Source organism: Streptomyces sp. NPDC029152 (assembly GCF_055564355.1).
In genome coordinates, this window is sequence record NZ_JBVHWR010000043.1 from 1 (window position 1) to 13,750 (window position 13,750).

General features: G+C 73.0%; 5 protein-coding genes and 1 pseudogene. All 6 read left to right on the forward strand.

Annotation, left to right across the window (positions count from 1 at the left end):
- A pseudogene (locus ACZ4V6_RS36075) lies at positions 1 to 1,269 on the forward strand (pullulanase-associated domain-containing protein); the annotation flags it as partial.
- A gap of 471 nt (positions 1,270 to 1,740) precedes the next feature.
- Positions 1,741 to 2,043, forward strand: a complete 303-nt coding sequence (locus ACZ4V6_RS36080) for an alpha-amylase (RefSeq protein WP_467835444.1) — start codon at positions 1,741 to 1,743, stop codon at positions 2,041 to 2,043.
- Between the two features lie 689 nt (positions 2,044 to 2,732).
- Complete coding sequence (locus ACZ4V6_RS36085) at positions 2,733 to 3,347, forward strand: helix-turn-helix domain-containing protein (RefSeq protein ID WP_467835436.1); 615 nt, start codon at positions 2,733 to 2,735, stop codon at positions 3,345 to 3,347.
- Positions 3,348 to 3,352: 5 nt separating this feature from the next.
- Positions 3,353 to 4,750: an MFS transporter gene (locus ACZ4V6_RS36090; RefSeq protein ID WP_467835439.1), complete on the forward strand. Its 1,398-nt coding sequence runs from the start codon at positions 3,353 to 3,355 to the stop codon at positions 4,748 to 4,750.
- 246 nt (positions 4,751 to 4,996) lie between these two features.
- Positions 4,997 to 11,740 carry an amino acid adenylation domain-containing protein gene (locus tag ACZ4V6_RS36095; RefSeq protein ID WP_467835440.1) on the forward strand — a complete coding sequence of 2,248 codons (6,744 nt, stop codon included), beginning with the start codon at positions 4,997 to 4,999 and terminating at the stop codon, positions 11,738 to 11,740.
- Between the two features lie 48 nt (positions 11,741 to 11,788).
- Positions 11,789 to 13,750: condensation domain-containing protein (locus tag ACZ4V6_RS36100; protein ID WP_467835442.1), on the forward strand; the 1,962-nt coding region annotated here is incomplete at its 3' end.

Genomic DNA, 13,750 nt, shown 5'->3' on the forward strand with positions numbered 1-13,750 from the left:
AAGGCCCCGGCGGCCGGTGCGGCCGGTGACGTGGAGGTGTCCGCCGAGGTGGACGGCGGCGGGCTGAACCGGGTGGTGTTCGCCGCCCAGGTCGGCGACGGGCCCTGGCGCACGCTGGGTTCGGCCGACCACGCGCCGTACCGGGTGACCCAGCACCTGCCGGACACGGTGCGCGCCGGGACGCCCCTGCGCTACAAGGCCGTCGTGGTCGACCACGCGGGACGCACCGCGGGCGACACCGCCGCCACCACCGCCGGACGACCCCCGCTCAAGCCCCGGCCGAGCGCGGTGGACCGCCCCTACGCCGTGGTGCACTACCGGCGGACGGACGGCGACTACGCCGGCTGGCAGCTCAGGTCGTCCGCCGGAACCGCCGACTTCACCGGCCGCGACGCCTACGGAGCCTTCGCCTGGGTGAAGCTGGACGGCGATGCCGGCGACGTGACCTACACCGTGGAGAAGGACGGCACCGCGGACGGCCCGCGGCGCACCCTCGAGACGGCGAAGACCGGCGAGGTCTGGATCGAGGAGGGCGAGGGCGGTCAGACGGTGACCGCGCCCGAGGGCGCCTACCCGCCGCAGGACCAGAAGAAGGCCGTCCTGCACTACCACCGCGCCGACGGCGACTACGACGGCTGGGGCCTGCACACCTGGACCGGCGCGGCGAACCCGACGGACTGGTCCAAGCCGTTGCAGCCGGTCGGCAGGGACAGCTTCGGCGTGACCTTCGAAGTGCCCCTCGCCGTCGGCGCCACGTCCCTCAGCTACATCGTCCACAAGGGCGATGAGAAGGACGTCGCCAGCGACCGGTCCCTGGACTTCGCCACCCACGGGAAGGACGTCTGGCTCCTCGGCGGCACCGCCGGCTACCTGCTGCCGACCGTGGGCTCCGCCCCCGACCTCGACCTCGGCGCCTCGAAGGCCCACTGGATCGACGCGGACACGGTGGTGTGGGACGTCGAGGCCACCGACGCCACCAGTCAGCAGCTCGTGTACGCCCCCGAGGGGGGCATCACCGTCGAGGACGGTGCCCTCTCCCACGAGGGGCAGTGGCTGCGCCTGGTGCCGACGTCCCTCGACGACGCCCAGAAGGAGAAGTTCCCGCACCTCGCGAAGGGCACCGCCTGGTCCGTCGACCCGCGCGACCGGGACCGGGTGCGTGAGGCGCTGCGCGGCCAGCTCATCGCCACCCAGCGGGCCGCCAACGGCGCGCTGCTCGCGGCGACGGGCGTCCAGGCACCCGGCGTGCCGGACGATCTCCACGGCGCGGCGCACGTCTCCACGCGCTGACGGGAGCCCGCTCACGAAGTGCCCGTGCCGGCCGCCCGGCACGGGCACTTCTCCGTTGCGGGCCGACGCCCGGAACGGGGTGAGGAGCGATCGTTTTCGGTCTTGTCGCGACCGCCTCGCTCGGCACGGTCATGTCTTCGTTTGTCGACGGCAGCGCGGCCTGGTGGCAGGAGTAAGACGTGCCGTTTCATCCGGCAGTAACCTCCCTCGGTCCGTGGGTTCATCCATCCGATGGTGCCCTGTCATCAAGCGGTGTGGTGCCGAGTCGACCCGCTGAGCTGCATGTTCACGAGGATCGGCGCCTCGCGGAGGCATCGAAAGCGACACCGCAAGGATGTGAAACTTGCCGCAATATTTTTCATCCCCTCGTCGGCCCTCCATATCCTGAGGGCGCTTGTTCACCAAGTGAAGGGGAGCACTTCGATGAAGCGGTTCATGCGTTCAACTGTCATGGCTTGTGTGGCGGCTCTGGCCGTAGCGGCGCCCGTCACGGTGGCTCACGCCGAGTCCCAGGAGAGTGAGGGGAGTCAGGCCCCCGTACCCGCGTGCCTGACCTACAGCCCGGGGTGGCGCTACACGTTCGTGACGAACGATTGCTCCGCCGCCCACAGGGTGAAGGTCTTGTACGGCGACGGGACGGACGTCCCCTGCCAGGAGGTGGCCGCGCGGAACTGGTTCACCTTCCCGGGATACGGAACCACCGGGAACACGGTCGAGGGCATCGTCCTGTGCGACCAGGCGGGCGGCGCCTGACCGCACGGCCGCACGGCGGAACGGGCGAGCGCTCCCGGCGGGCCGGGAGCGCTCGCCCGCGCCGAGGGGTGCCGGCGGCATGTCCGGTGCGGGCGTTCGGGACCTGCCGCACCCCGTGGGCCGTTCCGACGGCCGGGCGGGCCGGTCGCATGTCCGCGGGGCGTGCGGGCGCGGAGGGCGGGAAGCGCCGGCGCGAACCGTCACCCGGCCCCGGGACCGGCGACGAGACCCGGCTCCGGCTTGCTCCCCGTGGCGGTGCCGGTGTTCCGGCCGGCATTCCCCGCTCCCGCCGGGGTCGACGCGTGACCCCGGCAACTCGCCCGCGGTATGGGGCCCTTCCTCCCAGGAACGTGACTGTGCCGCGCCTACCCGCCGCTCGCGCCTACCCGCCGCTCGCGCCTACCCGTCGCCCGCCGCCCGCGCCTACCCGCCGCCCGCGCCTACCCGTCGCCCGCCGCCCGCGCCTGCGCGCGATCGACTCGGCGCATCACCGAGGGCCGACGGCGAGAGAGGGCCGCCCGGCGGCATCGGCACTCGTCGGCCCCTCGTGCCCGGCCGGACGCGCGGGGGTTCCGAGCCGCCGGGGCCAACAAGCCATCTATCGGCGGGAATCAGCCATACACCCGATGCAAAGACTTCTGTGCACAGAAGCCTTTGCACAGAAGTCTTTGTCAACTAGCCTGGGGTGCATGGAACATCCCGAACAGCCCTCCCAAGTCCGTCTGAACGCCCGCAACCTGCGGGGTGTCGCACATCCGCTGCGCGTGCGGATCCTGACGGTTCTGCGGACGGAGGGGCCGGCCACGGCCACCACGCTGGCCCGGCGGCTGGACCAGAACACCGGCGCGACCAGCTATCACCTGCGCCAGCTCGCCGAGTACGGCTTCATCGTCGAGGCGCCGTCCCGGGGCGGCCGCCGTGAGCGCTGGTGGCAGGCGGCGCACGTCAACACGGTCGTCCCCGACGACTCGGTGCTGGCGGGCGGAGAGGGTCTCGGCATCGCCTACCTGCAGGCGCTCAGCAGGGTCTGGTCCGACGCGATGACGAACGCCGTCGAAGCGACCGCCTCGCTGCCGCCCGAGTGGCGAGAAGCCCAGGACTTCGGCGACTACGTGCTCACCCTCACCCCCGCCGAGGCCAAAGAGCTGTCGGCGGACATCCACCGGCTGCTCCGCCGGCGCAACTCCTCGTCGCGACCGGCGGGTTCACCGCTGCCCGAGGGCACGGCGCGGGTCGCCTTCCAGTTCCAGTTGTTCCCCACCAGTGCGGACCGGCACGTCTCCCACCCCCCAGACTCGGAGTGAGAAAGATGACCCCTCGGCACGCGGCCGCCCAGCAGGCGGCGGACAGTGATACACGCACGCCCTCCCCGGACGCTCCGGCCGACGGCCCCCGGGTCCTGCGCGGACTGGTCGGCATGCTGTCGGCCTATGCGGCGGCCCTGTCGGCCAACCGGGTGCTGTCCATCGCCCTGCCCTGGTTCGTCCTGACGACGACCGGCAGCGTCGGCAAGACCGGTCTGGTCGCCTTCTGCCAGATCGTGCCGTACGTGGTGGCCCAGGCGCTGGCCGGGCCGATCATCGACCGGGTCGGCCCCAAGCGCATCAGCGTCGCCGGTGACGTGGCCTCCACCGTCGCGACGGCCGCCGCCCCCTTGCTCTACCTCACGGGGAACCTGTCCTTCGGCCTGCTGCTGGCGCTGCTGGCCGTGGTCGGCGCGGCGGACGGCCCGGCCAACGGGGCCAAGGGGCTCTTCGTGCCGGCGGCTACCCGCGCGGCCCGGGTGCCGCTGGAGCGGGGGACCGGCCTGTCCGCGGCCGTCGAGCGGACCGCGACGACCATCGGGCCGGCCGTCGCCGGCGTGGTCGTCGCCTCCTTCGGCAGCCTCTACGCCCTGTGGATCACCGCCTGCCTGTTCGCCGTGTCGGCGCTGATCGTCTCCACCACCCTCACCGACCCGGTGCCCGAGCCGCACGAGACGCCGGTCGAGGAGGCCGAGGGCTACCTCTCGCGGCTGCGCCAGGGCGCCGTGTTCCTGCGCGACGCCAAGCTGCTGCGGTCCATCGTGGGCATGCTGGCCTTCACCAACCTGCTCGACCAGGCGTTCATGGCCGTGCTGCTGCCGGTCTGGGCGAAGGAGACGGGCCACGGCGCCGAGGCCGTGGGTCTGGTGGTCAGCGTCTTCGCCGCGACGTCGATCGTCTCCGCGCTCGTGGCCGCGGGAGTGGGCGAGCGGCTGCCCCGGCGTGCCGTCTACCTGATCGGCTTCACCATCGGCGGAGTCCCGCGCTTCGTGGCGATGGCCACGGGCGCGCCGCTGTGGCTGGTGCTCGCGGTGCTGGCGATGGGCGGCCTGGGATCGGGCTTCGTCAATCCGATCATCGGGGCCGTGACGTACGAGCTGATCCCCACTCCGCTGCTGGGACGCGTCAAGACGCTGGCGCAGGCCGTCACCTGGGCGGGCATCCCGTTCGGTGGGCTCCTGGGCGCGGGACTGGTGACGGTGGCGGGCACCTCGGGCGCGCTGTGGATCGTCGGCGGGCTCTACCTCGTCGCCATCGGCGTGCCGGCCCTGAACCGGGAGTGGACGCACATGCGCAAGCGGACGGTGCCCGACGCGAGCCCCGCCGGCGCCGAGCCCGGGAACGGAAGCGCGGCCGACGCGGCCCCCGGTCCCGGAGCGGAGGTCGCCAGGGCGACCGCCTGAGCCGCGGTGCGGGACCGGCGCCGGCCGGGCGGAGGACCGCCCGGCCGGCTGCCCGTTCCGGGCGCCCGGCCCGCCGGGGCGCACGGGCGGGCGGGCATCCCCGTGTCCATGACCGGGGCAGAAGTGTCCACGTCCCGCGGGCAGAAGTAACCAGTTATCTCTCCAAGATCGCTCTGCGAGCATCGGATTCGACTGAGTTTCCGAGGGGTTTTCGCACACGGTCGACGACGAGGAACTGGTGGACACATGACGACGAATCCGATGACGGCCACGGCCCCCGGAACGGTGGCCGACCAGGGCGGTTTCTCCCCGGCCGAAGTCCGCGTCGCCGCGGTGTGGAATGCGGTGACCGGCACCGAGGTGGCCACGGCGGAGGACGAATTCTTCGAGCTGGGCGGAACCCGCGCGCAGGCGACGGAAATGGTGCGCCGCATCGCGGAGGAATTCGGTTCGGAATTCGGCACGGAACCGCTGCCCGAGCCGCTGACGGTGCGGGCGGTGGCGTCGTTCCTCGCGGAGGAGGCCCTGCTGAGGGCCCGCCGGCTGTTCGAGTCGTCCGGCTCCGACACCGTGGACGCGGCGGACGCGATGGGCGCCCTGGTGGCGGCCGGGGCCACGGACGACGCTCCGGTCATACCCCGCGCGCCCCGGGACGGACGCCCGCTGCCGCTGTCGTTCGCACAGCGCCGGCTGTGGTTCCTGGACCAGTTGGAGCCCGGACGGGCCGAATACCTGATCCCCATGGGACTGCGCATCCGCGGCCCCCTGGCCGTCCCGGCGCTGCGTGCGGCGCTGTCGGAACTGGTGGCCCGGCACGAGGTGCTGCGCACCCGCTTCGTCAGCGGGCCCGACGGCGATCCCGGCCAGGTCGTCGACCCTCCCCGGCCACTCCCCCTCGCCGTTCACGACCTGCGGTCCGTCGCCGGGGACCGCGCGCGCGAAGAGGCGGCCACCGCGCTCATGGACACCGAGGGCTTCCGCCCGATGGACCTCGGCACCGGACCGGTCGTACGCGCGCTGCTGATCCGGCTGGCCGACGACGAGCACCTCCTGTCCCTGACGGTGCACCACATCGCTTTCGACGGCTGGTCGGCGGGGGTGCTGTCCCGGGAGCTGACCGAGCTGTACGGCGCGCGGATCGCGGACCGGGCGCCCGGCCTGACCGAACCCCCCCTCCAGTACGCCGACTTCGCGGTCTGGCAGCGCCAGTGGTTCACCGGCGACGTGCTGGCGGAGCAACTGGGCTACTGGCGCGGCCGGCTGGCCGGCCTCGAACCGCTGGAACTGCCCACCGACCGCCGGCGTCCGGCGCGGCACAGCGGCAAGGGCGCCATGCTCACCTTCCGGGTGCCCGCGCGGACCGCCGACGGCGCCCGCAGGCTCTCCCGGCAGACCGGCGCGAGCCTGTTCATGACCCTGCTGGCGGTCTTCCAGACGGTGCTGTCGCGCTACAGCGGCCAGGAGGACATCGCGGTCGGCACCCCGATCGCCGGCCGCAACCGGGCCGAGATCGAGAACATGGTCGGCTTCTTCGTCAACACCCTGGTCATGCGCACGGACCTGTCCGGCGACCCGACGTTCACCGAGCTGCTGGACCGTGTCAAGGACACCGCGCTGGGCGCCTACGACCACCAGGACCTGCCCTTCGAACGCCTCGTGGAGGAGCTGGCGCCGCAGCGGGACCTGTCGCGCAACCCCCTGTTCCAGACGATGTTCGTCCTCCAGAACACCCCCGACAGCCGGTCGTGGGAACTGCCCGGCCTGACCGTGCGGCAGCTCGAGGTCTCCGCCCAGGACTCCAAGTTCGACTTCACCTTCTACACCACCGAGGCCGCCGACGGCGCCCTGGACGGCACCGTCGTGTACTCCACCGACCTGTTCGACGAGGCCACGATGGTGCGCCTCGCCGGGCACTTCGAGACGCTGCTGGCCGCCGCCTGCGCCGCCCCGGACACCCGGCTGTCCGAGCTGGAGATGCTGACCGCCGCAGAGCGCCGGACGATCCTGGACGAGTGGAACGGCCCCGACACCGACGCCCCGGACACCCTGACGGTGACCCGGCTGATCGAGGAGCGGGCCGCGCGCCGGCCGGACGCGCCGGCCGTGACGTGCGGTACCGACCGGCTCACCTACCGGCAGCTCGACGAGCGGGCCGAGTGGATCGCCGGCCGACTGCGCGAGCGCGGCGCCGGGCCGGGCACCCTGGTGGCGGTCTGCCTGGACCGCGGCACGGACATGGTGTGCGCGCTGCTCGGCATCCACAAGTCGGGGGCGGCGTACGTGCCGCTGGATCCGGCGTACCCCACGGACCGGCTCGCCCACATGGTCGAGGACAGCGGCGCCCCGCTGATCGTCACCCGGTCCGCGCACACCGGCCGCCTGCCCGCCCACACGCCGACCCTGCTGCTGGACGGCTCCTGGAAGGACCGGCCGCACACCGCCTGGGCCGGTCCGGTGGCGCAGGCCGGTCCGGACGACGTGGCCTACGTGATCTACACCAGCGGTTCCACCGGTCGCCCCAAGGGCGTGCAGATCACCCACGGCGCGCTGCGGGCGCGGATGCGCGAGACGTGCCGTGAGCTGGACCTCACGCCCGAGGACCGGGTCCTGCAGTTCGCGTCGGTCGCCTTCGACTCGTCGGTGGGCCAGATCTTCGCCCCGCTCGTCTCCGGCGCCGCTCTGGTGCTGCGCGACGACGCCTGGGACCCGGGCCGGCTGGCGGCGGCGCTGCGCGAGCACCGGGTCACGGTGGCGTGGCTCACCCCCTCGGCGTTCGGGGCGCTGGCCGCCGACCTGGACGGGCCGGACGCCATCGGCCCGGACCTGCGGCTGGTCCGGCTCGGCGGCGAGGCGCTCCAGCGGGAGCAGGTCCGGGAGTGGTTCCGGCACTGCGCGGTGCCCCTGGTCAACGGCTACGGACCCACGGAGGCCGCGCAGGAGGCGACGACCGCCAGGATCACCGGGCCCGTCGACCGGGTGCCGATCGGCCGGCCGGTCGCCAACGCGAAGGTCTTCGTGGTCGACCGCCACGGCCGGCCGGTACCGGTGGGAGTGCCGGGCGAGATGTGGATCGGCTGCCCCGGACTGGCCCGCGGCTACCTCGGCCGGCCCGAGCTGACCGGCGAGAAGTTCACCGTCGTGGACGTGGACGGCACGCCCCGGCGCGTCTACCGCACCGGGGACCACGCCCGATGGCTGCCGGACGGGCGGCTGGAGTTCACGGGCCGCGCGGACAACCAGGTCAAGCTGCGCGGCTACCGCATCGAACTCGGCGAGATCGAGACGGCGCTGCTCGCCCACCCCGCGGTCGCCGGCGCCACCGTCGTGCTGCGCGAGGACGTCCCCGGAGCGCAGGGACTGGTGGCCTACGTGGTGCCCGTGGGGCCTCTCGACACGAGCGCACTGCGCGCCCACCTCCGACGCGACCTGCCGGACTACATGGTGCCGGCGGCCTTCGTGCCGCTGGAGCGCATCCCCCTCACCCCGAACGGCAAGACCGACCGCCGGGCGCTCCCCGCCCCCGCCTTCGACCGGTCCGGGCTGGGCGCCGTGTACACCGCGCCGCGCACGGACGCCGAACGCACGGTGGCCGAGGTGTGGTCCGAGGTGCTGGGCGTCGACCGGATCGGCGTGCACGACGACTTCTTCGCGCTGGGCGGGCATTCGCTGCTGGCCACCCAGGTCGTGTCGCGGCTGCGCCGGCGGCTCGGTGCCGACGTCCCGGTGCGCACGCTGTTCAGCGCGCCGACCCCGGCGCTGCTGGCCGAAGCCGTGACGGGGCTGGACGGCACCGGCGCGGACCGCATCCCGCCGGCGCCACGCGACAGCGGTCCGCCGCCGCTCAGCTTCGCGCAGCAGCGGCTGTGGTTCCTGGACCAGCTGGACCCGGGCCGGGCCGAGTACCTGCTGCCCTTCGCCTTCCGCATCCACGGCCCGCTGGACACGGACGCCCTGAACGCCGCGTTCACCGCGGTGGTGGCGCGCCACGAGATCCTGCGCACCCGGTTCGGCACGGACGCGACGGGCTCGCCGGTGCAGTTGATCGACCCGGCACGGCCGGTACGGATGCCGGTACGGGACCTGCGCGGGATCGCCGACACCGCCTCCCGCGAGGACGCCCTGGTGGAAACGCTGCGCGAGGACGGACTGCGGCCGGTCGACCTCGGCACCGGACCGATGCTGCGCGCACTGCTGGTGCGACTGGCCGACGAGGAGTGCGTCCTGGCGGTCACCGTGCACCACATCGCCTTCGACGGCTGGTCGGTGGGCGTGCTGGTGCGCGAGCTGTCCGCCCGGTACGCGGAAGCCCTCGCGGGCCGGGCCGGCGCGTCCGGGGCCGGGCCGCTGAGGGTGCAGTACGCCGACTACGCGGTGTGGCAGCGCGCCTGGCTCTCCGGCGCACCCCTGGAGCGCCAACTCGCCTACTGGACACAGCGCCTGGACGGCCTGGAGCCGCTGGAGCTGCCGACCGACCACGCCCGGCCGGCGGAGCGCGGCGGACGCGGCGAGGCGGTCCGGTTCTCGGTGCCCGCCGAGGTCGCCGCCCGCGCCCGCGAGGTGTCCGCCGAGATCGGCGCGAGCCTGTTCATGACCCTGCTGGCGGCCTTCCAGCTGCTGCTGGCCCGCTACAGCGGACAACGGGACATCGCGGTCGGCACTCCGATCGCCGGCCGCAACCGCGCCGAGACCGAGGAGCTGATCGGCTTCTTCGTCAACACCCTGGTCATGCGCACCGACCTGTCCGGAGACCCGGCCTTCACCGAGCTGCTGGCCCGGGTCAAGGACACCGCGCTGGGCGCCTACGACCACCAGGACCTGCCCTTCGAACGCCTCGTGGAGGAACTGGCACCCGACCGAGACCCGTCCCGCAACCCCCTGTTCCAGACGATGTTCGCGTTGCAGAACGCACCGGGCGCGGACGCCTGGAACCTGCCGGGCCTGTCCGCCGAACCCGTCGAGACCCCGGTGCGGAACGCCAAGTTCGACCTGTCGATGTACCTCGCGGAGGCTGCGGACGGCACGCTGGAGGGCGCCGTCGTCTACGCCGACGACCTGTTCACCGAGGACACCGCGCGCCGCATGGCCGCCCACTTCACCAACCTGCTGGCCGCGGCCACGGCCCGCCCGCACAGCGCGCTGTCCGAGATCGAGATGCTCGACGCGGGCGAACGGCACCGCATCCTCACCGAGTGGAACGACACCGCCGCACCCGTCCCGGCGACGACCCTGCACGGACTGTTCGAACAGCGGGCGGCACAGGGCCCGGACGCCGTGGCCGTCGTCTGCGGCACCGAGAGCCTGACCTACCGCGAACTCGACGAACGGGCCAACCGCCTCGCCCACCGGCTGCGCGCCGTGCCGGACATCGGACCGGACGTCCCCGTGGGCGTCTGCCTGGAACGCTCGCCCGCCATGGTGTGGACGCTCCTCGGCATCCTCAAGGCCGGCGCCGCCTACGTGCCGCTCGACCCCGAGCACCCGGCGGAACGGCTGGCGTACCTGGTGGCGGACTCCGGCACGCCGCTGATCGTCACCGACACGGCGCACACCGCCCTGCTGCCCGAGGGCCCGGACCTGCTGGCCGTGGACCGGCCCGCCGACCTGCCGGACACCCTCCCCACGGACACGCCGGAACCCGTCGCGGAACCCGGCGACCTCTGCTACCTGATCTACACCAGCGGCTCCACGGGCCGCCCCAAGGGCGTCCGCATCGAACACCGCGGAGTGGTCAACTACCTGGCCGGCATGCAGGACGCCTTCCCGCTCGCCGAGGGCGAGGGATTCCTCCAGGCCACGCCGCTGTCCTTCGACGTCTCGGCGTACGAGATCTTCTGGCCCCTGTGGCAGGGCGCCACGGTCGTGCTGGTGCCCGGCTCCGACCGGCTCGACATGGCCGAGGTGTCCCGCCTGATGCGCGCCCACCGCGTGGTCGGCCTCCACTTCGTGCCGAGCCTGCTGGACCTGTTCGTCTCCGGGGTACGGCCCGGCGACTGCACGCACCTGCGGTACGCCTTCGCCAGCGGCGAGCCGCTCCAGCCGACCCTGGTGAGCCGGTTCACCGAACGCTTCCCCGGCGATCTCGTCAACCTGTACGGCGCCACCGAGGTCTCGGTGGACACGACGTACTGGCGGGCCTCGCGCCCGGACCCGGCCGGACCGGTCCGCGCGGGCCGGCCCATGGTCAACCAGACCGTCTACGTCCTGGACCCGGACCGCCGTCCCGTGCCCGCGGGCGTGCTCGGCGAGGTGTACCTCGGTGGCGACAGCGTCGGACGCGGGTACCACCGGCGGCCCGAGCTGACGGCCGAGCGTTTCCTCCCCGACCCCTTCCGCGGCGGCCTGATGTACCGCACGGGCGACCTCGGCCGGTTCACCGCGGACGGCGAACTGGACCTGCTGGGACGCATCGACCGTCAGGTGAAGCTGCGCGGCGTCCGGGTCGAGCTGGGCGAGATCGAGGCGACCCTGCTCACCCACGACGCGGTGGGGGTCTGCGCCGTGGTCGTCCGGGAGGACACGCCCGGCGACAAACGGCTGGCCGCCTACTGCGTACCCGCGCCCGGTACCACCGTGGACGTCGGCGAACTGCGCGAGTGGGCCGCGGAACGCCTGCCGCGCGCCATGACGCCCTCGGCGTTCGCCGTCCTCGCGGAACTGCCGCTCAACCGGAACGGCAAGGTCGACCACGCGGCACTGCCGGCCCCCGGGAGCGACGGCGACGCCACGGCCGGATACAGCGCGCCGGGGGACGAGATCGAGGCGGAGCTCGCGGGCATCATGGCCGCCGTGCTCGGCGTCGAACGCGTCGGGGTCCACGACGGGTTCTTCGACGCCGGCGGCCACTCCCTGCTAGCCATCCAGCTCGTCAACCAGGTGGAGGCGGCGACCGGAGTGCGCATCGGTCTGCGGCGCCTCTTCCAGTCGCCCACCGTCATCGGCATCAAGCGACAGCTCATCGAATCGTTCGACGCGCAGGAACAGGGTTCCTGAACCAGCGGCCCACTGCCCACGCGACAAGACGGAAGAGGACGGAACATCATGGGCGAGAACTCGGTCGAGGCACGGCTGCTGTCCCGCATGCGGCGGCGCGCGGCAGCGGCCCGGATCGTACGCGCTGACCGGAAGGCCGCACCGCTGCCGCTGTCGTTCGCGCAGCAGCGTCTGTGGTTCCTGGACCGGTTGACGCCGGACAGCGCGGACTACCTGGTGCCGACGGTGCTGCGGGTGCGCGGTGCGCTGGACGTCGCCGCCCTGGGCACGGCACTGTCGGGTCTGGTGGCCCGGCACGAGGTGCTGCGGACGGCGTTCCCGGCGGACGACGACGGCACACCGAGGCAGGTGATCACCGCACCCTGGCCGGTGGACGTCACGGTCCACGACCTGCGGTCCGAGGCGGACGCGGAGGCCCGCGCGGGCGAGGTGCTGCGCGCCGAGGCCACGCGGCCCTTCGACCTGGACGGCGGCCGGCTCCTGCGGGCCGACGTGGTGCGGCTCGCGGACGACGACCAGTACCTGCTGCTGGCGTTGCACCACATCGTGTCGGACGGCTGGTCGTCCGGGATCCTGGCGCGTGAACTGCGCGAGCTGTACGCGGCCGCCGTCGCCGGACGTGAGGCGTCGTTGCCCGAACTGCCGATCCAGTACGCGGACTTCGCCGTCTGGCAGCGGGAGCAGCTCAGCGGCGAGTTCCTGGAGGGGCAGCTGGCGTACTGGCGCGAGCGCCTCGCCGGGATCGCGCCGCTCGAGCTTCCCACCGACCACCAGCGTCCGGCGCTGCCGAGCGGCGGCGGTGACGTGGTCACCTTCTCGGTGCCGTCGGAGGTGACGGAGGCGCTGCGGACGGCGGCGAGCGGGCAGGGCGCGAGCCTGTTCATGGCGCTGCTGTCCCTGTTCCAGATCGTCCTGGCCCGCTACTGCCGTCAGGACGACATCGCGGTCGGCACCCCGATCGCCGGCCGCAACCGCGCCGAGACGGAGGACCTGATCGGCTTCTTCGTCAACACCCTGGTCATGCGCACGGACCTGTCCGGAGACCCGACGTTCACCGAGCTGCTGGCCCGGGTCAAGGACACCGCGCTGGGTGCCTACGACCACCAGGACCTGCCCTTCGAACGCCTCGTGGAGGAACTGGCCCCCGACCGCGACCCGTCCCGCAACCCGCTCTTCCAGACGATGCTCGTCCTCCAGGCGCCCCAGAGCGCGGAGGGCCGGACCTGGGAGCTGACGGGCACGCGGATCGAGCCGACCGAGATCGAGCGGGGTGTCGCCAAGTTCGACCTGACGCTCACGGCGGTCGAGTCGCCGGACGGGCTGCGCGCGGTGCTGGAGTTCCGGACGGATCTGTTCGAGCGGGCGACGATCGAGCGGTTGGCCGGTCACTTCGCGACGCTGGCCGCGTCGGTGGCGGCCGCTCCGGGGGCGCGTCTGTCCGAGCTGAACATGCTGACGGCGGGGGAGCGGCGGGAGATCCTGGTCGACTGGAACGGTGTCAGCGGTCCGTATCCGGACACGGCGACGATCCACCGGTTGATCGAGGAGCGGGTGGCGGCCGATCCGGATGCGGTGGCCGTGGCCTTCGGAGACCGGAGCTGGTCCTACGGGGAGATCAACGCGCGGGCGAACCGGCTGGCGCATCATCTGCGTGGCATCGGGATCACTCCGGACACGCTGATCGCCGTCTGCCTGGAGCGGTCGCCGGACCTGATCGCCACCCTGCTGGGCATTCTGAAGGCGGGCGCGGCGTTCGTCCCGCTGGACCCGGAGTATCCCGTCGACCGCATCGCCTACATGGTCGAGGACGCGAACGCTCCGCTGGTCGTGACCAGCACCGCTCTCGACCAGCGCCTTCCGGAGGGGGTTCCGCGGCTGCTGGTGGACGCGCAGTGGCCGGCCGGTCGGGAGGACAACCCGGAGCCGCTGGCTTCGCCGGACGATCTGGCGTATGTGATCTACACGTCGGGGTCGACGGGCAGGCCGAAGGGGGTGGCGCTGGAGCACCGG

Excerpts from the sequence above, each read along its gene's own strand:
- ACZ4V6_RS36095 (WP_467835440.1), top strand. The coding sequence starts at position 4,997 with ATGACGACGAATCCGATGACGGCCACGGCCCCCGGAACGGTGGCCGAC.
- ACZ4V6_RS36080 (WP_467835444.1), top strand. The coding sequence starts at position 1,741 with ATGGCTTGTGTGGCGGCTCTGGCCGTAGCGGCGCCCGTCACGGTGGCT.
- ACZ4V6_RS36085 (WP_467835436.1), top strand. The coding sequence starts at position 2,733 with ATGGAACATCCCGAACAGCCCTCCCAAGTCCGTCTGAACGCCCGCAAC.
- ACZ4V6_RS36090 (WP_467835439.1), top strand. The coding sequence starts at position 3,353 with ATGACCCCTCGGCACGCGGCCGCCCAGCAGGCGGCGGACAGTGATACA.